The sequence below is a fragment of the Mycobacterium sp. 155 genome (genome assembly GCF_000373905.1).
Lineage (GTDB): Bacteria > Actinomycetota > Actinomycetes > Mycobacteriales > Mycobacteriaceae > Mycobacterium.
This window is the reverse complement of the sequence record NZ_KB892705.1, coordinates 1987967-2013062: the sequence shown is the minus strand read 5'-3', so window position 1 is coordinate 2013062 and position 25096 is coordinate 1987967. Positions and strand designations below refer to the sequence as shown.

General features: G+C 66.1%; 24 protein-coding genes and 1 pseudogene. 19 read left to right on the top strand and 6 right to left on the bottom strand.

Annotated features, from left to right (window positions below):
- Positions 1–43: 43 nt before the first annotated feature.
- The 7 genes from B133_RS25310 (at position 44) to B133_RS0109455 (ending at position 7121) form a co-directional block, all read left to right on the top strand.
- Positions 44–391, top strand: a complete 348-nt coding sequence (locus B133_RS25310; protein WP_081618206.1) for a YlxR family protein — start codon at positions 44–46, stop codon at positions 389–391.
- Positions 392–492: 101 nt separating this feature from the next.
- A complete protein-coding gene (gene infB, locus B133_RS22595) occupies positions 493–3309 on the top strand; it encodes a translation initiation factor IF-2 (RefSeq protein ID WP_026256199.1) in 2817 nt (938 codons plus the stop codon).
- Between the two features lie 34 nt (positions 3310–3343).
- A complete protein-coding gene (rbfA, locus tag B133_RS0109475) occupies positions 3344–3862 on the top strand; it encodes a 30S ribosome-binding factor RbfA (protein WP_018600699.1) in 519 nt (172 codons plus the stop codon).
- A complete protein-coding gene (locus B133_RS0109470; protein ID WP_018600698.1) occupies positions 3852–4835 on the top strand; it encodes a bifunctional oligoribonuclease/PAP phosphatase NrnA in 984 nt (327 codons plus the stop codon). The genes rbfA and B133_RS0109470 overlap by 11 nt, the downstream gene beginning before the upstream one ends.
- Positions 4828–6162: an MATE family efflux transporter gene (locus B133_RS0109465; protein ID WP_018600697.1), complete on the top strand. Its 1335-nt coding sequence runs from the start codon at positions 4828–4830 to the stop codon at positions 6160–6162. The genes B133_RS0109470 and B133_RS0109465 overlap by 8 nt, the downstream gene beginning before the upstream one ends.
- Before the next feature lie 138 nt (positions 6163–6300).
- Complete coding sequence (locus B133_RS0109460) at positions 6301–6567, top strand: DUF2277 domain-containing protein (RefSeq protein WP_026256198.1); 267 nt, start codon at positions 6301–6303, stop codon at positions 6565–6567.
- Positions 6564–7121, top strand: coding sequence for a DUF1802 family protein (locus B133_RS0109455; protein WP_018600695.1), 558 nt, complete (start codon positions 6564–6566; stop codon positions 7119–7121). The genes B133_RS0109460 and B133_RS0109455 overlap by 4 nt, the downstream gene beginning before the upstream one ends.
- Here the strand turns inward: B133_RS0109455 and B133_RS22590 are convergent.
- Positions 7110–8769: pseudogene (locus tag B133_RS22590) on the bottom strand (CocE/NonD family hydrolase). The gene B133_RS0109455 and the pseudogene B133_RS22590 overlap by 12 nt on opposite strands.
- A gap of 147 nt (positions 8770–8916) precedes the next feature.
- On the opposite strand from B133_RS22590, the gene B133_RS0109445 reads away from it, so the two are divergent.
- From B133_RS0109445 to truB, 3 genes are read left to right on the top strand one after another with little or no spacing between them, the layout of a single operon-like run.
- Positions 8917–9873 carry a metallophosphoesterase gene (locus tag B133_RS0109445; protein ID WP_018600694.1) on the top strand — a complete coding sequence of 319 codons (957 nt, stop codon included), beginning with the start codon at positions 8917–8919 and terminating at the stop codon, positions 9871–9873.
- A complete protein-coding gene (locus tag B133_RS0109440) occupies positions 9870–10535 on the top strand; it encodes a 4'-phosphopantetheinyl transferase (protein WP_018600693.1) in 666 nt (221 codons plus the stop codon). Before B133_RS0109445 ends, B133_RS0109440 begins: the two co-directional genes overlap by 4 nt.
- Before the next feature lie 2 nt (positions 10536–10537).
- Positions 10538–11446, top strand: coding sequence for a tRNA pseudouridine(55) synthase TruB (gene truB / locus B133_RS0109435; RefSeq protein ID WP_036418523.1), 909 nt, complete (start codon positions 10538–10540; stop codon positions 11444–11446).
- A 43-nt stretch (positions 11447–11489) separates the two neighbouring features.
- On the opposite strand, the gene mntR is transcribed toward truB, so the two are convergent.
- Entirely contained in the window at positions 11490–12197 is a 708-nt protein-coding gene (gene mntR / locus B133_RS0109430) for a manganese-binding transcriptional regulator MntR (protein ID WP_018600691.1), read from the bottom strand.
- 80 nt (positions 12198–12277) lie between these two features.
- Here mntR and B133_RS0109425 point away from each other — a divergent pair, with 80 nt between their 5' ends.
- The 5 genes from B133_RS0109425 (at position 12278) to bla (ending at position 18659) form a co-directional block, all read left to right on the top strand.
- The gene (locus B133_RS0109425) at positions 12278–13270 is read left to right on the top strand and encodes a bifunctional riboflavin kinase/FAD synthetase (protein WP_026256195.1); all 993 of its coding nucleotides are present in this window, start codon (positions 12278–12280) and stop codon (positions 13268–13270) included.
- A gap of 236 nt (positions 13271–13506) precedes the next feature.
- Positions 13507–13776 carry a 30S ribosomal protein S15 gene (gene rpsO, locus B133_RS0109420; RefSeq protein WP_018600689.1) on the top strand — a complete coding sequence of 90 codons (270 nt, stop codon included), beginning with the start codon at positions 13507–13509 and terminating at the stop codon, positions 13774–13776.
- A 417-nt stretch (positions 13777–14193) separates the two neighbouring features.
- The gene (locus tag B133_RS0109415) at positions 14194–16458 is read left to right on the top strand and encodes a polyribonucleotide nucleotidyltransferase (protein WP_018600688.1); all 2265 of its coding nucleotides are present in this window, start codon (positions 14194–14196) and stop codon (positions 16456–16458) included.
- The gene (locus B133_RS0109410; protein ID WP_018600687.1) at positions 16436–17758 is read left to right on the top strand and encodes a pitrilysin family protein; all 1323 of its coding nucleotides are present in this window, start codon (positions 16436–16438) and stop codon (positions 17756–17758) included. The genes B133_RS0109415 and B133_RS0109410 overlap by 23 nt, the downstream gene beginning before the upstream one ends.
- Positions 17759–17783: 25 nt before the next feature.
- On the top strand, positions 17784–18659 hold the full coding sequence (bla, locus tag B133_RS0109405) for a class A beta-lactamase (RefSeq protein ID WP_018600686.1): 876 nt from the start codon (positions 17784–17786) through the stop codon (positions 18657–18659).
- Between the two features lie 77 nt (positions 18660–18736).
- On the opposite strand, the gene B133_RS0109400 is transcribed toward bla, so the two are convergent.
- Together B133_RS0109400 and ald are read right to left on the bottom strand one after the other, a co-directional pair.
- Positions 18737–19282, bottom strand: a complete 546-nt coding sequence (locus tag B133_RS0109400) for a DUF4334 domain-containing protein (RefSeq protein ID WP_018600685.1) — start codon at positions 19280–19282, stop codon at positions 18737–18739.
- A gap of 112 nt (positions 19283–19394) precedes the next feature.
- Entirely contained in the window at positions 19395–20507 is a 1113-nt protein-coding gene (gene ald / locus B133_RS0109395; RefSeq protein WP_018600684.1) for an alanine dehydrogenase, read from the bottom strand.
- Between the two features lie 92 nt (positions 20508–20599).
- Between ald and B133_RS0109390 the strand changes: the two genes are divergently transcribed.
- Positions 20600–21115 (top strand): Lrp/AsnC family transcriptional regulator, encoded by a 516-nt coding sequence (locus B133_RS0109390; RefSeq protein WP_018600683.1) that lies wholly within the window; start codon positions 20600–20602, stop codon positions 21113–21115.
- Here the strand turns inward: B133_RS0109390 and B133_RS0109385 are convergent.
- The gene (locus B133_RS0109385) at positions 21104–21874 is read right to left on the bottom strand and encodes an META domain-containing protein (protein WP_026256193.1); all 771 of its coding nucleotides are present in this window, start codon (positions 21872–21874) and stop codon (positions 21104–21106) included. The genes B133_RS0109390 and B133_RS0109385 overlap by 12 nt on opposite strands.
- Positions 21875–21920: 46 nt before the next feature.
- Complete coding sequence (locus B133_RS22585) at positions 21921–23303, bottom strand: HNH endonuclease signature motif containing protein (protein ID WP_018600681.1); 1383 nt, start codon at positions 23301–23303, stop codon at positions 21921–21923.
- Between the two features lie 134 nt (positions 23304–23437).
- Here B133_RS22585 and dapB point away from each other — a divergent pair, with 134 nt between their 5' ends.
- From dapB to B133_RS0109365, 3 genes are read left to right on the top strand one after another with little or no spacing between them, the layout of a single operon-like run.
- The gene (dapB, locus tag B133_RS0109375) at positions 23438–24175 is read left to right on the top strand and encodes a 4-hydroxy-tetrahydrodipicolinate reductase (protein ID WP_026256192.1); all 738 of its coding nucleotides are present in this window, start codon (positions 23438–23440) and stop codon (positions 24173–24175) included.
- Positions 24172–24636, top strand: a complete 465-nt coding sequence (locus B133_RS0109370) for a hypothetical protein (RefSeq protein WP_018600679.1) — start codon at positions 24172–24174, stop codon at positions 24634–24636. The genes dapB and B133_RS0109370 overlap by 4 nt, the downstream gene beginning before the upstream one ends.
- Position 24637: 1 nt before the next feature.
- Complete coding sequence (locus tag B133_RS0109365) at positions 24638–25090, top strand: flavodoxin family protein (RefSeq protein WP_018600678.1); 453 nt, start codon at positions 24638–24640, stop codon at positions 25088–25090.
- The last annotated feature ends 6 nt before the right edge of the window (positions 25091–25096 follow it).

Below are 25096 nucleotides of genomic sequence, written 5' to 3'. Positions count from 1 at the left end.
ACCGGCGGTTCGGAGCACAGCCCGCGGGGCGGTAGACTCAGCCGTGATCCAGCGCGAGTCTCCGACCTCCACGCATCGACGCAACCCCGGCAGTCCTGCCGGACCGGTGCGGACGTGCGTCGGGTGTCGGAAGCGAGAGTTGGCCGTCGAATTGTTTCGTGTAGTCGCGGTGACCGACGGGAATGGCCAGTGTGCCGTGACCGTTGACACAGCGGCAAGCCTGCCCGGGCGAGGTGCGTGGTTGCATCCCGACCAGCAGTGCGTGCAGGTGGCAGTCCGGCGGCGAGCATTCGTACGAGCGTTGCGCATCGCCGGTTCACCGGACACCTCAGCGGTGGTCGAGTTCGTCGAACAGTCGTCGGCTCGTCCACCCGGTCAGAAGAACAGGTAGCGAAGAACATGAGCACACCGTGAAGCCCCGATGACCATGCGTCATAGCTAACCCGAGGCGCGGCGCCTACCACCGCTGTCGCCTCCAGATGAGGAGAAGTAGTGGCAGGTAAGGCCCGTGTACACGAGTTGGCGAAGGAACTCGGTGTCACAAGTAAGGAACTTTTAGCCAAGCTCAAGGAGCAAGGCGAGTTCGTCAAGTCGGCGTCTTCCACAGTGGAGCCGCCGGTCGCGCGTCGTTTGCGCGAATCGTTCGGTTCGAAGACCGAGACCAAGCCTGAGGCAAGGCCCAGCGCCAAGCCCGGCGAGAAGGCTCGCGGCCGCCAGGGCAACGGTGTGCCCGCGCCCGGTCCGGCGCGCCCGGCCGCCACGCCTGGCGCACCGGCTCCTGCGCCCGCCGCGGCAGCCAGGCCGACCCCGGCCCCGGCCCGGCCCGCTCCTGCGGCAGTGGCTCCGGAGAGCCCAGCCCCGGCAGTGCCGGCCCGGCCGTCGGCACCCAAGCCCGCAGCCCCGCAACCGCCCGCTGCGCCGACTCAGCCCGCGGCCGTCGCGCCCAGCGCGCCGCCCACGGCCCCGCGTCCGGCGCCGGGCGCAACACCTGGCCCACGTCCCGGACCGTCCAACGCACCTAAGCCGGCCCCGCGCACGCCGCGTGTTGGCAACAACCCGTTCTCGTCGCAGCAGCCCGTGGAGCGGCCTATTCCGCGGCCGCAACCGCGCCCCGGCAGCCCCCGGCCCACACCCGGCAACATGCCTCCGCGTCCCGCGGCCGGCGCCCCCGGCCGTGGCGGACCACGCCCCGGTCCGCGACCCGGTGGTGGTCCCCGTCCGGGCGCAGGTCAGGGTAGTCGCCCGGGTGGTGGCGGCGGCGGTAACTACCGCGGCGGCGGCGCCGGTGGTGGTGGCGGTAATGCCGGCGGCGGAGCGGCCGCCGGCGGTTTCCGGGGTCGTCCCGGCGGCGGTGGTGGTGGCGGCGGTGGCCGTCCCGGCCAGCGCGGCGGCGCTGCAGGTGCCTTCGGTCGTCCCGGCGGCGCGCCCAAGCGTGGCCGCAAGTCGAAGCGGCAGAAGCGGCAGGAATACGACTCGATGCAGGCGCCGGTCGTCGGTGGCGTGCGGTTGCCGCACGGCAACGGCGAGACCATCCGGCTGGCCCGCGGCGCGTCGCTGAGCGATTTCGCCGACAAGATCAACGCCAACCCGGCATCGCTGGTGCAGGCACTGTTCAACCTCGGTGAGATGGTCACCGCGACCCAGTCGGTCGGAGACGAGACCCTGGAGCTGCTCGGCAGCGAGATGAACTACGTCGTGCAGGTGGTCTCGCCTGAGGACGAGGACCGCGAGCTGCTCGAATCGTTCGACCTCACCTACGGCGAGGACGAAGGCGGCGAGGAAGACCTGCAGATTCGTCCGCCGGTCGTTACCGTCATGGGCCACGTCGACCACGGCAAGACGCGACTGCTCGACACCATCCGTAAGGCCAACGTCCGCGAGGGCGAGGCCGGTGGCATCACGCAGCACATCGGCGCTTACCAGGTCGAGGTGGATCTGGACGGCAACGTCCGGCCCATCACCTTCATCGACACCCCGGGTCACGAGGCGTTCACCGCCATGCGCGCTCGTGGTGCGAAGGCCACCGACATCGCGATCCTTGTGGTCGCCGCCGACGACGGCGTCATGCCGCAGACGGTCGAGGCGATCAACCACGCGCAGGCCGCCGATGTGCCGATCGTGGTTGCGGTCAACAAGATCGACAAGGAAGGCGCTGACCCGCAGAAGATCCGGGCCCAGCTCACCGAGTACAACCTGGTGGCCGAGGATTACGGCGGCGACACCATGTTCGTCGACATCTCGGCACGGCAGGGCACCAACATCGACCAGCTGCTCGAAGCGGTGCTGCTGACCGCCGACGCTGCCCTGGACCTGCGGGCGAACCCCGACATGGAAGCCCAGGGTGTGGCCATCGAGGCGCACCTGGACCGTGGCCGTGGGCCCGTGGCCACCGTGCTCATCCAGCGCGGCACCCTGCGGGTCGGCGACTCGATCGTCGCGGGCGACGCCTATGGGCGTGTCCGCCGGATGGTCGACGAGCACGGCGACGACATCGAAGAGGCACTGCCGTCCCGGCCGGTGCAGGTCGTCGGTTTCACGTCGGTGCCCGGCGCAGGTGACAACCTGCTGGTCGTCGACGAGGACCGTATTGCCCGCCAGATCGCCGATCGTCGCAACGCGCGCAAGCGCAATGCGCTGGCCGCCCGGTCTCGCAAGCGGATCAGCCTGGAAGATCTCGATTCGGCGCTGAAGGAAACCAGCCAGCTGAACCTGATCCTCAAGGGCGACAACTCGGGTACCGTCGAGGCCCTCGAGGAAGCCCTCATGGGTATTCAGGTCGACGACGAGGTGGAGCTGCGCGTCATCGACCGTGGCGTCGGTGGTGTCACCGAGACCAACGTCAACCTGGCGTCGGCATCGGACGCGATCATCATCGGGTTCAACGTCCGTGCCGAGGGCAAGGCAACCGAGCTGGCCAACCGCGAAGGCGTGGAGATCCGCTACTACTCGGTGATCTACCAGGCCATCGACGACATCGAGAGTGCGCTCAAGGGCATGCTCAAGCCTGTCTACGAGGAGAAGGAGCTCGGCCGCGCCGAGATCCGGGCGATCTTCCGGTCGTCCAGGATCGGCAACATCGCCGGCTGCCTCGTGCAGTCCGGGATCATGCGCCGCAACGCCAAGGCCCGGTTGCTGCGCGACAACGTCGTGGTCGCCGAGAACCTCACGGTTTCCTCGCTCAAGCGGGAGAAGGACGATGCCACCGAGGTCCGCGAAGGCTACGAGTGCGGTCTGACGCTGACCTACTCCGACATCAAGGAAGGCGACGTCATCGAGACGTACGAGCTGGTCGAGAAGGCGCGTACGTAAGACATGGTCGACGAACGCTTGCGTGAGGAGCATTGTGGCTGATCCTGCCCGCGCGAAGAGGCTCGCCAAGCGGATCTCCACGATCGTCGCCTCGACCATCGAGTACGAGATCAAGGATCCGCGGCTGGCCGGTGTCACGATCACCGATGCGAAAGTGTCGGGTGATCTGCATGACGCCACGCTGTACTACACGGTGATAGGTCAGACGCTGGACGACGCGCCGGATTACGCCGGCGCGGCGGCCGCCTTGGAGAAGGCCAAGGGCGTGTTGCGGACCAAGGTGGGCGCCGGGACCGGGGTGCGGTTCACCCCGACCCTGGCGTTCGTCCGCGACACCGTGCCCGATGCGGCGCACCGCATGGAGGAGCTGCTGGCCGCCGCGCGGGCCGCGGATGAGGATTTGGCAAGAGTTCGGGAGGGCGCCAAGCATGCCGGCGACGCCGACCCGTACCGTGTGAGCGGGGCGGAGGATGTGAACGGGCCTGCCAACGGGGCAGACATAGAGGACGCCGGTGACAGTTACGGATTCCAAGACCGAACATATGGCGACTGACATCGTCGCCCCCGGTGTGCGCGTCGACGCGCACGGGGCTGTCGAGTTGTTGTCGGTCGCGTCGAGCGTCAGTGTGGTGTGCCACATCTATCCCGATGCCGACACCATCGGCGCGGGGCTGGCGCTGGCTCGAGTCCTCGACGCGGCGGGCAAACACGTCCAGGTCGCGTTCGCGGCTCCCGAGACATTGCCCGAATCCTTGCAGACGCTGCCCGGTGGCCACCTGCTGGTGGTACCGGAGGGTGTCCGTGAGGATGCCGATCTGGTTGTCACCGTGGACATCCCGAGTATCAACAGGCTCGGCGCGTTGAGCGGTCTCGCCGAGGGCGGGCGGGAGGTGCTGGTCATCGACCATCACGCTTCCAATCAGCTGTTCGGAACCGCCAACTACGTCGACCCAACAGCGGACTCCACCACCATGCTGGTGGCCGAGATCCTCGACGCGTGGGACAAGCCGATCGACCGGCAGGTCGCCCATTGCCTGTACGCAGGTCTGACCACCGACACCGGATCGTTCCGCTGGGCCAGCGCGCGGGCACACCGGCTCGCCGCACGACTCGTCGAGCTGGGCGTGGACAACGCCTCGATCAGCCGTGCGCTGCTCGACACCCATCCGTTCGCTTGGCTGCCGATGCTGTCGCGCGTGCTGTCCTCGGCGCGGCTGTGTCCGGAGGCCCTCGACGGTCGCGGCCTGGTATACGTCGTTGTCTCGCACTCCGAGTGGTCAGGTGCCCGGCCCGAGGAAGTCGAGAGCATCGTCGACATCGTTCGCACCACGCAGCAGGCCGAGGTCGCCGCGGTGTTCAAGGAGATCGAACCGCAGCACTGGTCGGTGTCGATGCGAGCCAAGTCGGTCAACCTCGCCGAGGTCGCCAGCTCGTTCGGCGGTGGCGGTCACCCCCATGCGGCCGGATACTCGGCCACGGGCCCTGTCGACGACGTGATCCAGGCACTGCAGGCTGCTCTTGGTTGAGCCGGAAGGCGACCTGCCCGTTGCGCCCGCGACGAGTCGGCGCATCGCTGCGTTGGCGTTCCCGGCGCTCGGAGTGCTGGCGGCCGAACCGCTCTATCTGCTGTTCGACACCGCGATCGTCGGGCGGTTGGGCGCAGTCAGCCTGGCCGGCTTGGCCATCGGCGGTCTGGTCCTCAATCTGGCTGGCTCCAGTCTGACCTTCCTGTCCTACGGAACCACGGCGCGATCGGCTCGATTCTTCGGAGCCGGGGACCGGGCGGCCGCGGTCGGTGAGGGTGTTCAAGCCACCTGGCTGGCCGTGTCGATCGGATTGGTGCTCTGCGCGGTCGTGCAGGTTGTCGCGGCTCCGTTGCTGACGGTGATCGCCGGTGGCGGAGCGATCGCGCAGGCGGCGCTGCCGTGGCTGCGGATCGCGGTCCTCGGCGCGCCCGCGATCCTGATCTCGATGGCGGGCAACGGTTGGATGCGCGGTGTGCAGGACACCGTCCGGCCATTGCGCTACGTGATCGCCGGGTTTTCGGTGTCGGCGGTGTTGTGTCCGCTGCTCGTCTACGGCTGGCTGGGGATGCCACGGTTGGAGTTGGCCGGCTCAGCCGTCGCGAACCTGGTGGGGCAGTGGGTGGCGGCGATCCTGTTCGTCCGGGCGTTGCTTTCAGAGCGGGTGCCGCTGCGGTTGCACCCGTCGGTGCTTCGCGCCCAGGTGGTGCTGGGCCGGGACTTGTTGCTGCGCACCATGGCGTTTCAGGCATGTTTTGTGTCGGCGGGAGCAGTCGCGGCCCGATTCGGCGCGGCCGCCGTGGCCGCTCACCAGGTGGTGCTGCAGCTGTGGAGTTTCCTTGCGCTGGTGCTCGATTCACTGGCGATCGCGGCGCAGTCGTTGGTGGGTGCCGCTCTGGGCGCGGGGCAACTCGACCACGCCAAAGTGGTGGCCTGGCGCGTGACATTGTTCTCGACTGCGGCCGGTGCGGTACTGGCGGCGGTGTTCGGGATCGGGGCCCACGTGCTGCCCGCATTGTTCACCGACGATCGGTCGGTCCTCGACGAGATCGGCGTGCCGTGGTGGTTCCTCGTGGCCCAATTGCCTATCGCCGGAATTGTTTTCGCCATCGACGGAGTTCTGCTCGGTGCCGGCGACGCCAAATTCATGCGCAATGCCACGCTGATCAGTGCGCTGGCCGGCTTTCTGCCTCTGGTCTGGCTGTCGCTGATCTTCCGCTGGGGCCTGCTTGGTATCTGGGCCGGACTGAGCACTTTCATGGTGCTGCGGTTGGTGTTCGTCGGCTGGCGGGCCTTCTCGGGCCGCTGGCTGGTGGCGGGCACGGCCTGAGCGACGACCATCGGGGAGCTTGGGATCCGTCGAAGAAGTCTTGACCGACTGATGACCATGCCGCCCCTACTGCTCTAGGGCGCGGGCCCGGTCGGTGGTGTGAGATCAGCCCGGCCCCATGCGCCTATCGTGGGACTCATGTGTCGCAACATCACCGAACTGCGTGGCCTGCAACCGGCCGCCACAGCCGAGGAAATCGAGGCCGCTGCCCGCCAGTACGTCCGCAAGGTCAGCGGCATCACGCGACCGACCGGAGCCAACATCGACGCGTTCGAAGCGGCCGTCGCCGACGTCACCGCGGTCACCACACGGCTGCTGGACGGCCTGGCGCCGCGGCGTCAGCCACCCAAAACCGTTCCGCCACTTCGTCGCCCGGAGGTACAGGCGAGGCTGGCGGCCAGGTGAATGCACCGGCGCTCAAGGAGTGGAGCGCGGCAGTGCATGCGTTGCTCGACGGGCGCCAGACTGTGCTGCTGCGCAAGGGCGGCATCGGTGAGAAGCGGTTCTCGGTCGCCGCGCCCGAGTTCCTGCTATTCCCGACGATCGCGCACAGCCACGCAGAGCGGGTGCGCCCCGAACACCGCGACCTGCTCGAAGCCGCCGCTGCGGATAGCACCGACACTGCTGTGACCATCCGTGCTGCAGCGAAAGTAGTTGCGGCCGTGGAGGTCAACCAACCTGAGGCGATCGATGCGATCGACGATCTGCACATTTGGACCGCCGAGTCGGTACGGACCGACCGCTTGGATTTCCGCCCGAAGCACCGGCTGACGGTATTGGTGGTCCAGGCCCGTGCGCTCACCGAACCCCTCGAGCTGGTCCGCACACCCGAATTCGCGGGCTGCAAGAGCTGGGTGGAGCTGATGGTCGAAGTCGGCTCGCGCAGCGCGGCAGCGGCCGTACACGACGATGCTGTACTGCAGAGCATCGCCGAGCGCGTGCGCGCCTCAGTCGGCTGACGGCGGACGCGGGCCGGCGGGAAGCACGAGCCGGGACACACCGTTTTGGCCGTGATGCACGGTGTGGGTGGCCCGGAGCAGCCGGCAACCGGAGATCGGTGGCTCGCCGGTGCCGAGATTGCGCGCAAACCGTGGATGCGACCCGCCTGCCACCAGCAACCGAATCCGCGATCCCGCCGCGAATCGGTGTGCAACAGCGTCGAATTCGATTCGGATGAGACCGGACTCCCCGGTACGTCGGACGAACGCGTCGGTTACGTTGCGCGAGCGGCCCTTGGCGTCCACCTCGCTGATCCGGACGAACACGTCGTGGTTCGGGTTGTCGCAGCTGTGCTGCAGTTCGGCCACCGCGGTGCCGACCATGTACAGATCGGCGGGCAGCGGGTCACCGGTGTAGGCCAGCACATCGGCGCGCCGGGCCAGCCGCGTGTCGTCGCGATACCCGGCTTCGCGCGCCAGCAACCGACCGCCGACCGCCGACAGTCGGGGTGGGGTTGGCAGGGTCGTACACGAATGTCCTAGACCGGTCAGGCAGCGCGCTCGACATCGGCGGACGGTCCGACAGCCGGCCTGTGGGCTGCAGGAACAGCTCGTGCTCCGGCATCGCCGGTGGCCAGTCGGGCAGGTCCACCCAGCCGGACCCGTTGATGTAGGTGCGAACGCTGGCGTGGCGAGTCTCATCACGCGCCGTCAGATGAGTGCCCAGCCAGTCCAGCGATTCGCCGACGACGGTCCGCAGGCCCTTGGTCAGCAATTGTGAGTGGGTCCACGGCCCGACAGTCAGCGCCACCGGCACCCCGCGCCCGCGCAGTTGTCGGTATTGCTGCAGGGTCTGGTCCAGGAACAGGTCCTGCCAGCCGCTGAGCAGCAGGACCGGGACCGCCGCGCGGTCGAGTGCCTCGGTGAATCGCAGTGCGTCCCAGAAAGGATCCTCGCGGTCGGGATGCTCCAGCCACGATTCGAACCAGGGGGCGCCGCTGCCGAGCAGCTCGCGGCCGGCCGCGCCCATCGGCAGCCCCGCAGTCGCGCGGGCAAGCTCTGCGGGGCCCCGCACCTGACGGGTCAGTGCCTGCACCAGACCCGGCTCCTCCTGGCGGGCCACCATCGCACTCCAGCCCAGGAAGTCGTTGAGGGTGAATGAGCCCGTGCCCCATGCCGACTCGCTGAAATCGTGGGGACCGACGGTGATGACCGCCGCCTTCATCTCCGGTGGTGGGTCGGCCAGCAGAGCCCACTGCGTGAAACCGAGATAGGACAGGCCGACCGTGGCGAACGAGCCGGTGAACCAGGGTTGCTCGCGCAGCCACACCACGGTGTCGGCGCCGTCGGCCATCTCGTGGACCATCGGTGTGAACTCGCCGCCCGAGCCGAAGGTCCCGCGCACGCTCTGCAACACCACGTGATAGCCGCGGGCGGCATAGACGTGCGCGAACACCGCCGAGAACGGGAGCCCACGGCCGTAGGGCCCGCGGACCAGCAGGGTACCCGCAGGCGCGGCGGTGTCCGGCGAGTAGTGGTCGGCGACCAACTCGATGCCGTCGCGCATCGGCACGCGCAACCCACGCCGCACGGTGTAGGACGTTTCGGGGGGTGGCAGGCCGAGCAGGCGACTGACTGCCTGGCCGGCATGCCGGCGGAATCGCGTCACCGCACCAGGCTACGGATCAGAACTTGTGGTACGGCGCCAGCGCGTGGGCCCGCTGCAGAGTTGACGAGAACCTGTTCCAGTCCGGGGTGTCGGGATGGCATCCGGCACGCGGTTAGGCTGATCCGTTGTGGTGATGCAACCGTGGTGATGGACCAGGAGTCGAGGGACCGGCAGCCGATTCTGTGGGCAATCAGCGACCTACACACCGGCCACACCGGAAATAAGCCCGTCACGGAGTCGCTCTATCCGTCCACGCCGGATGACTGGCTGATCGTGGCAGGCGACGTGGGGGAGCGTACTGACGAGATCCGCTGGACCCTGGACCTGCTGCGGAAACGTTTCGCGAAGGTGATCTGGGTGCCCGGGAACCATGAGCTGTGGACCACCAACAAAGACCCGATGCAAATCTTCGGCCGGTCCCGCTACGACTATCTGGTCGACATGTGTGACCAGATGGGCATCGTCACCCCCGAACATCCCTTCCCGGTCTGGACCGAGCAAGGTGGCCCGGCCACCATCGTGCCGATGTTTCTGCTATACGACTACACGTTTTTGCCCGCCGGTACGGCGACCAAGGCCGAGGGCTTGGCTGTGGCGCGAGAACGCAACGTGGTGGGTACCGACGAGTTCCTGCTGTCGTGTGAGCCGTACGCGACCCGCGACGCGTGGTGCCGTGACCGGGTCAAGCAGACTCGCGAGAAGCTCGAAGACCTCGACTGGATCACGCCGACCGTTCTGGTCAACCACTTCCCGCTGGTGCGGGAACCCTGCGACGCGATGTTCTATCCCGAGTTCTCGTTGTGGTGCGGGACCACCGCGACCAAAGACTGGCACATCCGGTACAACGCCATCTGCTCGGTCTACGGGCATCTACATATTCCCCGCACCACCTGGTACGACGACGTGCGCTTCGAAGAGGTGTCGGTCGGCTACCCGCGGGAGTGGCGCCGGCGCAAGCCTTACCGGTGGCTGCGGCAGATCCTGCCCGATCCGAAATACGCACCCGGCTATCTCAACGAGTTCGGCGGTCATTTCGAGATCACCCCGGAGATGCGAGCCCATGCCGAGCAGGTGCGGGACCGGATTCAATCGAGGAGAGCATGAGCGGCATGCTGCTCACCCAGGTGCTCCCGGACGCGGTGGCGTCTGCCGAGTTGTACGACGATCCACCGGGGCTGTCACCGCTGCCAGAAGAAGAACCACTCATCGCGCGGTCAGTGGCCAAGCGCCGCAACGAGTTCGTCACAGTGCGTTACTGCGCGCGTCAGGCACTGGGGGAGCTGGGCATCGGACCTGTCCCGATCCTCAAGGGGGACAAAGGCGAACCATGTTGGCCCGATGGCGTGGTCGGTAGCCTGACGCACTGCAGGGGATTTCGCGGCGCAGTCGTGGGCCGTACTGTCGAGGTCCGGTCGGTCGGGATTGACGCCGAGCCCCATGACGTCCTGCCGGACGGGGTGCTCGACGCGATCACGGTGCCGGCCGAACGCACCGAGCTGGGCGGCCTGCCAGATGGTCTGCACTGGGATCGAATCCTGTTCTGCGCCAAGGAGGCAACCTACAAGGCGTGGTTTCCGTTGACGCACCGCTGGTTGGGCTTCGAGGATGCGCACATCACCTTCGACGTTGATGATTCCGGTACCACCGGCGGCTTCTGGTCGGAAATCCTCATCGATCCGGCCGCCGAGCACGGTCCACCGCTCAACCTGCTCGAAGGTCGTTGGTCGGTGCGTGACGGTGTGACGCTGACGGCGATCGTGCTGTGAATATGCCTGCGCACGCGAGGAACAATCCAAACCCGAGCCCGGGATTGGTGATCGTCGACAAGCCGGCTGGCATGACCAGCCACGACGTGGTCGGCCGATGCCGTCGGCTGTTCGGTACCCGCAAGGTCGGCCATGCCGGCACCCTCGATCCCATGGCCACCGGAGTGCTGGTGATCGGTATCGAGCGGGCCACCAAGATCCTGGGTCTGCTGACCGCCACCGACAAGTCGTACAGCGCGACCATCCGGCTGGGCCGGACCACCAGCACTGAAGACGCCGAAGGTGAAGTGCTGCAGACTGTCTCGGCTTCGCACGTCACCGATATATGCGTCGCCGACGCAGTGGCGGCGCTCCGCGGCGAGATCCAGCAGGTGCCGTCGGCGGTGAGCGCGATCAAGGTCGACGGTCAGCGGGCCTACAAGCTGGCCAGGGAAGGCCAGGTCGTCGAGTTGGCCGCACGCCCGGTGCGGATCGACCGATTCGATGTGGTCGCCGTCAGGCGCATCGACGACTTCGTCGACGTGGACGTCGAGGTGGACTGTTCGTCGGGCACCTACATCCGGGCGCTGGCGCGCGACGTCGGCTCGGCACTCGGCGTCGGGGGCCACCTGACGGCGTTACGGCGGACCAAAGTCGGTCGCTACGGCCTCGACGAGGCGCGCACTCTCGACGATCTCGCCGAACAGGCGCGGCTGAGTTACTCACTCGACGAGGCCTGCCTGATCGGGTTTCCGCGCCGTGATCTGAGCGCGGATGAAACCGAGGACACCAGGCATGGCAGGTCGTTGAAACCCGCCGGGATCGACGGTGTTTACGCGGCAACTTCACCTGACGGCCAGGTCATCGCATTGCTGCAGGACGGTTCGTTGCGAACCAAGTCGGTAGTGGTGTTGCGGCCGGCGACCCTGTAGACCGCGGACTTTGCGATTCGGAGCGGTCGGGCTACCGGGGAGATCAGGCGACGACCCAGATCGCTTCTGCCGCAGGGCTACCCAGATCGACCGTGACTTCGGTAGCAGAATCGCATGCAGTGCCCGGCTGCTCTATCGCCACCGAGATCATGCCCGCGAAATCCCGTCGGGCCAGCACCCGCAACCGCGAGTCGAGGCTGATGCCGACGCTGTCGAAGTACCGCAGCATCTCAGGATCGGCGTCGGAGATTCGTGCCACCGTGCCTGCGTCGCCGTTCTGACAGACCGAGAGTTGACGGGCCGGCGGCGTCGGCACTTGACCGTCGGCGGCCGGGATCGGGTCGCCGTGCGGGTCCCGGGTCGGGAAGCCGAGCTTGGCGTCGATGCGGTCGAGCATCCGGTCGCTCACGGCATGCTCTAGGACTTCGGCTTCGTCGTGCACCTCGTCCCAGCCGTAGCCGAGCTCTTGGACGAGAAAGGTTTCCATCAGCCGGTGCCGGCGCACCATCGCGAGGGCGGCCTGGCGGCCGGCCTCGGTCAGCGTCACCGCACCGTACTTCTCGTGGTCGACCAGGCCTTGATCGGCGAGCTTGCGGATGGATTCGGAGGCCGTGGAGGCCGATACGCTCATCCGCTCGGCCAGCAGCTTCGTGCTGACCTTCTCGCGTGACCATTCCTGCGCCGTCCAGATGACCTTCAGATAGTCCTGGGCAACCGTCGAGAGGTCGCGATGGTTACCGGAAGGACTCACAGTGAGGAAGTTTAGGCAATCATCACCTCATCCGGGCACTAGAGCAGATCCTGGCGCGGGCGGGCCGTAGGCTAACTGCTGTGCAGCGCTGGCGTGGGCAGGACGAGATCCCCACGGACTGGGGCAGATGTGTGGTGACCATCGGGGTGTTCGACGGTGTGCACCGTGGACATGCCGAGCTGATCAGTCATGCGGTGAAAGCGGGCAGATCCCGCGGGATACCGGTGGTACTGATGACCTTCGACCCCCATCCGATGGAAGTGGTGTTCCCGGGCAGTCATCCGGCGCAGCTCACCACGCTGGCCAGACGCGCCGAACTCATCGAAGAGCTCGGGGTCGACGTGTTTCTGGTGATGCCGTTCACCTCGGACTTCATGAAGCTCACCCCCGAGCGCTACATCCACGAGCTGCTGGTGGAGCACCTGCATGTGGTCGAGGTGGTCGTGGGGAAGAACTTCACCTTCGGCAAGAAGGCCGCAGGCAATGTCGACATGCTGCGCGACGCCGGTGAACGCTTCGGTTTCGCGGTCGAGGCCATGTCGTTGGTGACCGAACCCCTCGACCCCGAGCACCGCGACGAGCGCGTCACCTTCTCGTCCACCTACATCCGGTCCTGTGTCGATGCCGGTGACGTGGTAGCGGCGGCGGAGGCGCTGGGCCGGCCACATCGTGTCGAGGGTGTCGTGGTGCGTGGCGAGGGCCGCGGCCGGGTGTTGGGATTCCCCACCGCCAACGTGGCCCCGCCGATGTACTCGGCGATTCCGGCCGACGGCGTATATGCGGCGTGGTTCACGGTGCTGGGCCACGGGCCGATGATGGGCACGGTCATTCCCGGGGAGCGGTACCAGGCAGCCGTGTCGGTCGGTACCAATCCGACATTCTCCGGCCGCACGCGCACCGTAGAGGCGTTCGTCCTCGACACCAATGCCGATTTGTACGGCCAGCACGTGGCAGTCGACTTCGTGGCCCGCATCCGCGGCCAGGAGAAGTTCAATTCGGTCGACGACCTGGTGATGGAGATGAGGACCGACACCGACTGTGCCCGATCGATTCTTTCTGCGCACTCAAGCTGAATTCGCGGCTCGCCCCTCAAGCTGGACGCGGCTCGCCGCTGGAGCTGGATTCGCGGCTCGCCGCGGAAGCTGAATTCGCGGCTCGCCGCTGGAGCTGGATTCGCGGCTCGCCGCGGAAGCTGAATTCGCGGCTCGCCGCGGCCCACTGCTAAGCTTTCCGGCGATCCGGCACACGCTGCAGGCCGCGGTGGCTGTGTCGAGAATATGTTCGCGGACCGATTTGATGGAGTTGTTTCGTGGCGCTTACCGCCGAGCAGAAAAAAGAAATCCTGGGCTCTTACGGCCTGCACGAGACCGACACCGGTTCGCCGGAGGCTCAGGTTGCGTTGCTGACCAAGCGGATCTCGGACCTGACCGAACACCTCAAGGAGCACAAGCACGACCACCACTCGCGGCGCGGACTGTTGCTGCTCGTGGGTCGGCGTCGCCGGCTGCTCAAGTACGTTGCGCAGGTTGACGTCGAGCGCTACCGCTCGCTGATCGAGCGCCTTGGGCTGCGTCGCTGACGCAGCGTATATGGCATCAGAACGGCGGCCGCCTTCTTCGGGGCGGCCGTCGTTCTGTCTATGGCCCTCAGCCCGTGTTCACGGGCGGCCCAGAACAGCAGTTCACCGTATGTGCGGAGGACGCGGCGTAAGCAGCGCCGTGATGACGATCGGGCTGTTGCTGCCGTGTACCATGAGTGCGTTCGACAGCCATTTCGAACATGGGTGCGGTACCTGCATATCGGCGGGCGCCGTTCCTGCGAGTCACATAGGACCCGCCCGATCGGGCGGTCTTCGGTAGTGGCCGCCGGGAACTCCAGAATTGGGGTATATCCGGCCGCTTCGATCGACGGCCGTAGCCGTATCGAGGTCTGTGGTGTTCACCGGCGTGACGACGCGAAACAACGACTGAGTGAATCAGAGAGGCCACCGGACTAAATGTCTGCAGTTGAACTTGAAGACGGTGTGTTCGAATCCACCGCCGTCATCGACAACGGGTCGTTCGGCACCCGCACGATCCGTTTCGAGACCGGACGGCTGGCAAAGCAGGCCGCCGGCTCGGTCGTCGCATATCTCGACGACGAGACGATGCTGCTGAGCGCCACCACTGCCAGCAAGAACCCCAAGGACCACTTCGACTTCTTCCCGCTGACGGTCGACGTCGAGGAGCGCATGTACGCCGCGGGCCGTATCCCCGGCTCGTTCTTCCGCCGCGAAGGCCGTCCGTCCACGGATGCGATCCTGACCTGCCGCCTGATCGACCGTCCGCTGCGTCCGTCATTCGTCGACGGCCTGCGCAACGAGATCCAGGTTGTGGTGACCGTGCTGAGCCTGGACCCCAAGGATCTGTACGACGTGCTGGCGATCAACGCGGCTTCGGCGTCCACCCAGCTGGCTGGCCTGCCGTTCTCCGGCCCGGTCGGCGGTACTCGCGTTGCCCTCATCGATGGTCAGTGGGTTGCATTCCCGACCGGCGAGCAGCTGGAGAAGGCCGTGTTCGACATGGTCGTCGCCGGGCGAATCGTCGGAGACGGCGATAGCGCCGATGTGGCGATCATGATGGTCGAGGCCGAGGCCACCGAGAAAGTCATCGAGCTGGTGGCCGGTGGTGCGCAGGCGCCGACCGAGGCTGTCGTCGCCGAGGGACTCGAGGCTGCCAAGCCGTTCATCAAGGTGCTGTGCGCCGCCCAGCAGGAGCTGGCCGAGGCTGCCGCCAAGGAGACCGGCGACTACCCGGTCTTCCCCGACTACGCCGAGGACGTCTACGACTCGGTCGCCTCGGTGGCCACCGAGGCTCTGTCGGAGGCGCTGACCATCGCCGGCAAGAATGAGCGCAACGAGCGCACCGACGAGATCAAGGTTGACGTACTGGAGCGCCTGGCCGGGGCCTCTGGGAACTTCGCCGGCCGCGAGAAGGAAATCGGTGCCGCGTTCCGGTCGCTGACCAAAAAGCTTGTGCGCCAGCGCATCCTGACCGATCACTTCCGCATCGACGGCCGCGGCATCACCGATATCCGCGCCCTGAGCGCCGAGGTTGCCGTGGTGCCCCGGGCGCATGGCAGCGCGCTGTTCGAACGCGGCGAGACCCAGATCATGGGTGTCACCACGCTGGACATGGTCAAGATGGCTCAGCAGATCGACTCGCTGGGGCCCGAGACCACCAAGCGCTACATGCACCACTACAACTTCCCGCCGTACTCGACCGGTGAAACCGGTCGCGTCGGCTCGCCCAAGCGCCGCGAGATCGGCCACGGTGCGCTCGCCGAGCGGGCGCTGGTACCCGTGCTGCCCAGTGTGGAGGAGTTCCCCTACGCGATCCGGCAGGTGTCCGAGGCGCTGGGCTCCAACGGCTCCACCTCGATGGGTTCGGTGTGCGCCTCAACGCTGTCGCTGTTCAACGCGGGTGTGCCATTGAAGGCTCCGGTCGCGGGCATCGCGATGGGCCTGGTGTCCGACGACGTCAACGGTGAGACCCGCTACGTCGCGTTGACCGACATCCTCGGTGCCGAGGATGCCTTCGGCGACATGGACTTCAAGGTTGCCGGCACCAAGGACTTCGTCACCGCGCTGCAGCTCGACACCAAGCTCGACGGCATCCCGTCGAAGGTGCTGGCCGGGGCCCTGTCCCAGGCCAAGGACGCGCGGCTGACCATCCTCGAGGTGATGGCCGAGGCCATCGACGCACCCGACGAGATGAGCCCGTACGCACCGCGCATCACCACCATCAAGGTGCCGGTCGACAAGATCGGCGAGGTGATCGGGCCCAAGGGCAAGATGATCAACTCGATCACCGAGGAGACCGGCGCCCAGATCTCCATCGAGGACGACGGCACGGTGTTCGTCGGCGCGGCGGACGGTCCGTCCGCGCAGGCCGCGATCGACAAGATCAACGCGATCGCCAACCCGCAGCTGCCGAAGATCGGCGAGCGGTTCCTCGGCACCGTGGTCAAGACCACCGATTTCGGTGCGTTCGTCTCACTGCTGCCGGGCCGCGACGGTCTGGTGCACATCTCCAAGCTGGGCCGCGGTAAGCGCATCGCCAAGGTTGAGGATGTGGTCAAGGTCGGCGACAAGCTGCAGGTGGAGATCGCCGATATCGACAACCGCGGCAAGATCTCGCTGATCCTGGTGGCCGAAGAAGAACCGGCAGCAGAGGCCGCAGAGTCGGCTGCACCTGCCGATGCCGCGCCCGCCGAAGCCTGATCGCAAGGCGTCGAAACTGGATACCTCGCAGGTCCGCCGGACCATCCTGCCCGGCGGACTGCGGGTGGTCACGGAGTACGTCCCGTCGGTGCGTTCCGCATCGGTCGGGGTATGGGTGGGCGTCGGTTCTCGCGACGAAGGTCGTAGCGTCGCGGGTGCCGCCCACTTCCTGGAACACCTGCTGTTCAAATCGACGCCGTCGCGCAGTGCGGTGGACATCGCACAGGCCGTCGACGCCGTTGGTGGTGAGCTGAACGCGTTCACAGCCCGCGAGCACACCTGCTACTACGCGCACGTCCTCGACACCGACCTGGAACTGGCGGTCGACCTCGTTGCGGACGTGGTGTTGCGCGGACGGTGTGCCGTCGAGGATGTCGAGGTCGAGCGCGACGTGGTGCTCGAGGAAATCGCCATGCGCGACGACGACCCCGAGGACACTCTGGGCGATGTGTTCCTGTCGGCGATGTTCGGCGATCACCCGGTGGGACGACCGGTGATCGGGAGCGTCGAGTCGATCTCGGAAATGACTCGGGCGCAGCTGCATTCATTTCACGTTCGGCGGTATACGCCAGACCGAATGGTGGTGGCGGTCGCCGGGAACGTCGACCATGACGTGGTGGTGGCATTGGTCCGGGAGTATTTCGGGCCGAAGCTGGTGGCCGGGCGTACGGCGATTCCGCCCCGCAAGGGTTCGGGTCGGGTCATCGGGCATCCTGTCCTGGAAGTGATCGAACGCGACGGTGAGCAGACTCATCTTTCGATAGGGGTGCGCACCCCTGGCCGCCACTGGGAGCATCGGTGGGCGCTTTCGGTACTCAACACTGCACTCGGTGGTGGTCTGAGTTCCCGTCTGTTCCAACAGATTCGGGAAACCAGGGGACTGGCCTACTCGGTGTATTCGACGGTGGACACCTTCTCCGACAGCGGCGCGTTCTCGGTATACGCCGGATGTCAGCCCGAGCGGTTCGACGAAGTGGTCCGGGTAACCACCGATGTGTTGGAAACTGTTGCGCGCGACGGTATTACCCCGGACGAATGCCGTATCGCCAAGGGATCGTTGCGGGGCGGCCTGGTGCTCGGGCTGGAAGATTCGGCGTCACGCATGCACCGGATCGGCCGCAGCGAACTCAACTACGGCGAACACCGAAATCTGGAGCACACATTGGCCCAGATCGAGGCAGTGACGCTAGACGAGGTCAATGCCGTCGCGCGCCAGCTGCTGACCCGGGAATACGGCGCGGCGGTGCTCGGCCCGTCGGAAATGGCTCTGCCGCAAAGGCTTCAGGCTATCGCCGGTTGACACACATGCGGGTAGTCTGGACTCGATGACTGGGCTCTCGCGGCGCAAGGTACTCATCGGATCGTTGGCGGCAGTAACTCTGGCCGGCATCGGAGCACCGACGGCGTCGGCGACTCCACTCGATGATCAGATCGCCGGCCTTGAACAGCGCAACAATGTGTTGATCGGCATCTTCGCCGCCAACGTGGATTCGAATCGCACGGTCGCCCACCGGGCCGACGAGACGTTCGCGATGTGTTCGACGTTCAAGGGTTACGCCGTCGGACGTGTGCTGCAACAGGTCGATCGTGCGCAGCTGGCGCTCGACACCCGGATCTTCATCGACCCGAGTGCGATCGTCGCCAACTCGCCCGTGACCGAGCGACGGGCGGGCGCCGATATGACGATCGGCGAACTGTGCCAGGCTGCCCTGCAGCACAGTGACAACACCGCGGGGAACTTGCTGCTCAAGATGATCGACGGGCCGCCGGGTATCACGGCGTTCGCCCGCAGCATCGGCGACAACCGCACCCGCCTGGACCGCTGGGAAACCGCGCTGAACACGGCCATCCCCGGTGATCTTCGGGATACGTCGACACCCGCGGCCCTGGGAGGTGGATACCGCGCGCTGCTGGCCGGAGACGTGTTGAGCCCGCCGCAGCGTCAGCAGCTCGAGGACTGGATGCGCGGCAATGAGACGTCGAGCATGCGGGCTGGGCTCCCGGCCGACTGGACCAGCGCCGACAAGACCGGTAGCGGTGATTACGGCAGCACCAACGACGTCGGCATCGCCTACGGTCCGGACGGCCAGCGGCTGCTACTCGCGGTGATGACGCGATCGCGGGCTGACGATCCGAAGGCCGCCAACCTGCGACCGCTCATCGGCGAGCTGACGGCACTGTTGGTGCCGTCATTGCTCTGAGTTATCAGGTGCAGAATTCTTCTGCGGCAGAATCAATTTCAGTGTTGACCGTGGGTTGGCCGTACCGCTGCGGGGTTCTAGACGAGTGGCAGTGAGTTGTCGCGGTGCAGAACGAAGAAGTACGGCTGTGATCCTCGCAGATCCATCGCCCCGATCACCGCAACGTCGGAGAGCTTGCGGAACACATCGTTGATGGGCAACTGGTCGTAGATCATCGTCGCGGTGTCGGTGTCGCGATACCGCGTGGTGCGGAGCCGCGCCTTGGCCGAGCGGGTTTGCAAGACCGGACGCAACGCGGCGATCGCCCTCGACACCGGCAACGACAACGACAACTTGGACGTGACGCCGAGACCGCCGAATGCCAACGCCGGGTTGAGTGCCCACAGGCCCGTGTTGTCCTTGGTGGGAAACAGCAGCGGGTGGACGGTCTCCGCGTCGATGAACCGCTTGCCCCACCAGCCGCTGGCGGCCAGAAGGCCGTCCATCGGATGACCGGTCGGGATTTCGTCGCCGTGCCAGGTGCCGATCATGAAGGCCGGGTCGACCGCCTCGGCGGCATCGAAGACCTCCAGAGCTTCGTCGGTGGTCGTCGGAACATTCGGTAACACTTCACCCAACAGCATGCATCCCAGGGTACTTGACACGTGTCAAGCAGGGTCGCCAGCTGGAGAGGTGGACTCAAAAGTCATCGCCCGGCCAGCATGAGATGCCAGCCGAGCGACGGGCTTCATGTTCTTACAGCAGAGTTGCCGGGTCGGTGTAGGGCAAGCCGAGATCCGCGGCGACCTGCTCGGACAGGAGGGCGCCCTCATGGGTCGACAGGCCCTTGGCCAGCGCGGCGTCACTCGCGCACGCCGCCTTCCAACCCTTGTCGGCCAGTTTCAGCACGTACGGCATGGTGGCGTTGGTCAGCGCGAAGGTCGAGGTGCGGGGCACCGCGCCGGGCATGTTGGCCACGCAGTAGAACACGGTGTCGTGCACGGCGAAGGTCGGGTCGTCGTGGGTGGTTGGGTGCGAGTCCTCGAAGCAGCCGCCCTGGTCGATGGCGATGTCGACCAGGACCGCGCCCGATTTCATGTGAGCGACAGTCGAATTGGTGATCAACTTGGGGGCCTTGGCGCCCGGGATGAGGACCGCGCCGATCACCAGATCTGCGCGCTTGACGGCTTCCTCGAGTTCGAGGCTCGACGAGTAGCGGGTCTCGATGCCGTTTCCACACTCGTTGTCGATCTTGCGCAGCGTGGTGATGTTGAGGTCGAACACCGTGACGTGGGCGCCCATGCCCTTGGCGATGCGGGCAGCGTTGTAGCCGGCGACGCCGCCGCCGATGACGACGACCTCCGCTGGTGCGACGCCGGGGACGCCGCCCATGAGCACACCGCGGCCGCTGTGGCTACGCATCAGGTGATAAGCACCGACTTGAGCCGAGAGCCGGCCGGCGACCTCGCTCATCGGAGCCAGCAGCGGCAATGCGCCGTCGGCCGTCTGTACGGTCTCATAGGCGATCGAGGTGATGCCCGAGGCGAGCAGTGCGTCGGTGCACGGCCGCGAGGCGGCCAAATGCAGGTAGGTGAACAGGATCTGGTCCATGCGCATACGGGCGTACTCAGCTTCGATAGGTTCCTTGACCTTGAGCAGCAGCTCGGCATCGGCCCAGACCTGGTCAGCGGTCGTGACGATCTCCGCGCCGGCGGCCTTGAAGTCGTTGTCCGAGATGGCCGAGCCCTCGCCGGCGCCCGCCTGAATGATCACGTCGTGGCCGCGGCGAGTCAGTTCGGCAACGCCGGCCGGGGTGGCCGCGACGCGGTACTCGTTGTTCTTGATCTCGGTCGGGATACCGACGAGCATGATCGCTCCTTCAAAGTTGGTGTCTAAAACAAGTGTGAAGAAAATTCGAAGTGTGAGCAATATCTCCGATAAGGATTCGTTAGAGTACATGTGTGAGTGAAGGATCGGCGAGTACGGCACGGGGTTCGGTCCACTCGCCGAAGGATGTTCGGCAGCCTGGTATCGATGAAGTCGACCGGCGGATTTTGCTGGCTCTGCACGCCGACGCGCGGATCTCCAACAGTGCTTTGGCCGACGCCGTCGGGATCGCTGCGTCGACTTGTCACGGGAGGGTTCGGCGCCTTCAGGAGGTCGGGGTCATCCGGGGCTTCTACACCGATATCGATCCGGCCGCCGTGGGTCTGGGGCTGCAGGCGATGATCTCGGTCAGTCTGCAGTCGAATGCCCGGGGGAAGATCCGAAGCTTCATCGCGCAGATCCGCAAGCGGCCACAGGTGATGGACGTCTACTTCCTGGCCGGTGGCGACGATTTCATCCTGCACGTCGCTGCGCGCGATACCGACGACCTGCGGGCGTTCGTGGTCGAGAACCTCAATGCCGATGCCGATGTCGCCGGGACCCAGACGTCATTGATCTTCGAGCATCTGCGCGGTGCGTCACCCCTGTGATCGCAAGATCAGTCCGTAGCCGTCGTCGCGGGTGAGGCGCAGTTCATCGGCGTTGATTGAGCTGCGGACATGTCCGCCCAACACATTGAGCACAGCTTGCTGGATTTCGCCCACCTCTGCCGGACACGGGTTTCCCTGACCCGTCAGTGGTCCGAACGCAATATCACCGGGTGCGTTGGCAAGGTCGGCATGGCCCGTGACGTGGTTGCAGCCGGTCCAGCCCGTGACCGCGCCGTCGGCGTTGATCGTCAGTGTCGGCCGCGCCCGTTCCAATGCGATGGACGTCGAAATCGCCTGGGGCGAGACCAGACTCTGCACCAGCCATACCGTGCCAGTCAGCGGGCGGTCCGGGTCGACCACTTTCTTATCCTTCATGGTCACAGTGGCGGTTGTGGTCTTGAGCGTGAGCGTATCGCCGGTAAGCGACCACGAAGGACTGGCTTGGAAGAACTTCGACACCCAGGCATCGGCATCCCCGAGTGGTGGCGGGCAGGCCATCATGGTGCTGGCCAACTGGGTGACGACCCGTCCACCTGATAGATCCGCGGTGCCCGAGCCGTGGTTGCAGCCTGCGAACGTGCTGATCCGGTTCTCGTCGAAATTGACCGTCAAAGGCCCACCTCCGGGAATCTGCTCACCGTCGACGGATATCGACACGAAAGTTCGGCCCTCAGGGGTTATCGGGTTATCCGCATCTACGGTGCCCGAGCAACCAGCAAGAGCCAGGGCGGCGGTGAGCGCGGCAGGGAGTGAACGCATACCCCACCGTAACGACCGGGCCGACGCTCATATCCAGCTCGGTCAATCACGTTGATGGACAGTCAGTTTCGTCGTCACCATTGTCTTCGGTGAAGTATTGCTGGGGGTGGTGATAGGTGTTGATGCGGGACTGGCCGGTGTCTAGTAGTGGGGGTGGGGTCCATTCGCAGCGGCCGTGGGTGTTGATGCGGGTGGTCCATTTGCCGGGGCCGACGAGGCGTTGATGCGGCCCGCACCCCAACGTGAGGTCGGTGATGTCGGTGAGTCCGCCTCGGGCGAAATCCTGGTTGGCGTGATGGGCTTGGCAGCGGTCACCGGATGCGGTGCAGCCGGGGCGGGTGCAGCCACGATCGCGGGCGAAGAGCACCAACCGTTGTCCCGGCGACGCGATACGTTTACTGCGCCCCAAATACAACGGCACGTTCGTGTGTGTGTCGAACACGGCGAGGTAGTGATGGGCGTGGGCGGCCAGGCGGATGAGGTCGGGGATGGGTAGTTTCGACCCGGTGGTGGTGACTGCGATCCCGGCGCCGGCTTCGAGTTCGTGCAGGGTGGTGGTGATCACGATCGATACCGGTAGTCCGTTGTGTTGACCGAGTTCCCCGGACATCAGGGCGTGGCGGCCGAGGGTGAGTAGCGCGTCGTGGGTGCGTTGACTGCTGGTGCGGATGTCGGTGTCGATCTGTTCTTGGGTGGGTGTGCCACTCACGCACGGGGTTTGGTCGTCGGGGTTGCACATGCCCGGCGCACCCCATTTTCCGATGACCGCGCCGAGGGTGGCGCCGAGTTCGGGGGTGATGCGGCCTCGGATGGTGCGGGTGCCGTCGGGTTGTTGCGGGCCGAGGACGATGCCCCGCTGCCGCGCGCACTGGTCGACGGGTTCGGCGCCGTCCTGGTTGAGCAGATACAAGGCTTCGGCGACAGCCCGGTGCAACACGTCGGGGCAGTTGGCTGCGGCGACGGCCACCAGCTTTCCTTCAAATTTCTGTCGCCGCTCGGTGTCGACCCAGACGGGGCAGTCGGTGAAAAATTTCTCCAACTCCTCGATGTGGTCTGGGGTCAGCCAACCCGCGGCCTGGGCGGCGGCGATCGCTTCCCGCCGCGGCGGCATGGGTTGACCGGTCAGGGTGGTGCGGGGGCCCAGGGTGATGGCATCTCGACATCGCCGGCGGGCCTCCTTCTGCGAAATGCGTAACCGGATCCGCAATACTTCGGGCCAGGACTTCGCCCCGATCTTGGCGGGGGTGCTCTGGTCGGACAGGGCGGTGATCGCGGCATGCTCGACGGTCGGCAACAGGTTGCGAGCATCCTGGATCCCCGAGCAGACGTCCAGCAGGTCCGCCGTCGACAGTGACCCCCACGGCAGGTCGCGCACCCCGTCGACCGCCGCGCGTAACGCCGCGAGTTTGGCGGCGACCAGCCCTTCCATAGTTCGAACATACTTTCGACCACTGACAAGAACCCATGAAATGTGACCAGCGATGCCAACGGGGCCGCATTGACCAAAGTTGTTTCATGGCGAGCGCCAATACCGGCATGGTGCAGGGCAGTAGGCTGCAACCCATGCGAGTTGGGGTTCTGGGTGCAAAGGGAAAAGTCGGCGCGGCGATGGTGTACGGGGTCGAGCACGCCGAGGATCTGACGTTCTCGGCCGGGGTGGACGTTGGTGATTCACTGAGTCTGTTCACCGATTCCCACACCGATGTGGTCATCGACTTCACCCATCCCGACGTGGTGATGGACAATCTGAAGTTCTTGATCGACAACGGAATTCACGCCGTCGTCGGCACTACCGGCTTCACCGCGGAGCGGCTGGCCCAGGTGCAGGCATGGCTGAAGGACAAGCCCCAAGTGGCGGTGCTCATCGCGCCGAACTTCGCCATCGGCGCAGTGCTGTGCATGCAGTTCGCGAAGCAGGCCGCAAAGTACTTCGACTCGGTCGAGATCATCGAGTTGCACCATCCGTACAAGGCTGACGCGCCTTCAGGCACGGCGGCACGTACTGCTGAACTTATCGCCGAGGCGCGAAAAGGGTTGCCGCCCAACCCGGACGCCACCAGCACCGGACTTGAGGGTGCCCGTGGTGCCGAGGTCAACGGCGTGCCTGTGCATTCCGTTCGGCTGGCCGGTCTGGTGGCCCACCAGGAGGTGTTGTTCGGGACGGTGGGGGAGACCCTGACCATCCGGCACGACAGCCTGGACCGCGCGTCGTTCGTCCCCGGCGTGCTGCTAGCGGTGCGGAATGTGCGGAAGCGGCCCGGGCTCACCATCGGCATTGAGTCGCTCCTCGACCTCTCGTGACAGACGGCGCGCGGTCGCTGCGCATTCAATTGTTGATCGGCTTCATGTGCCTGGCGCTGATCGTGTACTTCCTCATGCTGGGCCGCACCGCGGTCTTCTTCGTCGGCTCCGGTAAGCCCGCGGCGATCGGACTCGGGCTGGCGCTGCTGGTATTTCCACTAATTGGTGCGTGGGTGTTGGTCACCACGCTGCGTGCTGGGTTCGCCCATCAGCGGCTCGCCCGGCTGGCTCGGGAGCTAGGTATGGATTTAGATGTCAGTTGCTTGCCGCACCGCCCGTCGGGGCGGGTTGAACGGGACGCCGCGGACGCCCTGTTCGTCACTGTGAAAGACGAGTTGGAGGCCGATCCCGACAACTGGGTGCGCTGGTACCGGCTGGCGCGGGCCTACGACTACGCGGGTGACCGCAGCCGGGCGCGTGACGCCATGCGCACCGCCGTCCAGATGCAGGAGCGTGCGTAAGATGCCCACGTTGCTCATCGTCCACCACACGCCGTCGCCGCACTGCCAGGAGATGTTCGAGGCGGTGCTCGCCGGGGCCACGGACCCGGAGATCGAGGGCGTCGAGGTCGTGCGCCGCCCCGCGCTCACCGTCTCGCCGGCCGATGTGCTCGCTGCCGACGGTTACCTGCTCGGCAGCCCGGCCAACCTCGGCTACATAAGCGGTGCGCTCAAGCACGCTTTCGACGTCTGTTATTACCCGTGCCTGGATGCGACACGCGGCCGACCGTACGGCCTGTACCTGCACGGCAACGAAGGCACCGAGGGTGCTGAGCGGGCAGTCGTCAACATCACGACGGGGTTGGGCTGGGTGAAGGCCGCAGCGGACGTCGTGGTGTCCGGCAAGCCGAGCAAATCCGATCTGGAGGCGTGCTGGGAGCTCGGTGCGACAGTTGCCGCGCAGCTCATGAATTGACGCCCC

What these genes read in the sequence shown, in the direction of transcription:
- B133_RS0109385 (WP_026256193.1), bottom strand. Translation starts at nt 21,874, where the DNA reads ATGCGTTCACTCCCTGCCGCGCTCACCGCCGCCCTGGCTCTTGCTGGT.
- truB (WP_036418523.1), top strand. Translation starts at nt 10,538, where the DNA reads ATGCCTGCGCACGCGAGGAACAATCCAAACCCGAGCCCGGGATTGGTG.
- B133_RS0109440 (WP_018600693.1), top strand. Translation starts at nt 9,870, where the DNA reads ATGAGCGGCATGCTGCTCACCCAGGTGCTCCCGGACGCGGTGGCGTCT.
- B133_RS0109460 (WP_026256198.1), top strand. Translation starts at nt 6,301, where the DNA reads ATGTGTCGCAACATCACCGAACTGCGTGGCCTGCAACCGGCCGCCACA.
- B133_RS0109410 (WP_018600687.1), top strand. Translation starts at nt 16,436, where the DNA reads ATGCCGCGCCCGCCGAAGCCTGATCGCAAGGCGTCGAAACTGGATACC.
- B133_RS0109470 (WP_018600698.1), top strand. Translation starts at nt 3,852, where the DNA reads ATGGCGACTGACATCGTCGCCCCCGGTGTGCGCGTCGACGCGCACGGG.
- B133_RS0109445 (WP_018600694.1), top strand. Translation starts at nt 8,917, where the DNA reads ATGGACCAGGAGTCGAGGGACCGGCAGCCGATTCTGTGGGCAATCAGC.
- bla (WP_018600686.1), top strand. Translation starts at nt 17,784, where the DNA reads ATGACTGGGCTCTCGCGGCGCAAGGTACTCATCGGATCGTTGGCGGCA.
- B133_RS22585 (WP_018600681.1), bottom strand. Translation starts at nt 23,303, where the DNA reads ATGGAAGGGCTGGTCGCCGCCAAACTCGCGGCGTTACGCGCGGCGGTC.
- B133_RS0109365 (WP_018600678.1), top strand. Translation starts at nt 24,638, where the DNA reads ATGCCCACGTTGCTCATCGTCCACCACACGCCGTCGCCGCACTGCCAG.
- B133_RS0109415 (WP_018600688.1), top strand. Translation starts at nt 14,194, where the DNA reads ATGTCTGCAGTTGAACTTGAAGACGGTGTGTTCGAATCCACCGCCGTC.
- dapB (WP_026256192.1), top strand. Translation starts at nt 23,438, where the DNA reads ATGCGAGTTGGGGTTCTGGGTGCAAAGGGAAAAGTCGGCGCGGCGATG.
- B133_RS0109400 (WP_018600685.1), bottom strand. Translation starts at nt 19,282, where the DNA reads ATGCTGTTGGGTGAAGTGTTACCGAATGTTCCGACGACCACCGACGAA.
- ald (WP_018600684.1), bottom strand. Translation starts at nt 20,507, where the DNA reads ATGCTCGTCGGTATCCCGACCGAGATCAAGAACAACGAGTACCGCGTC.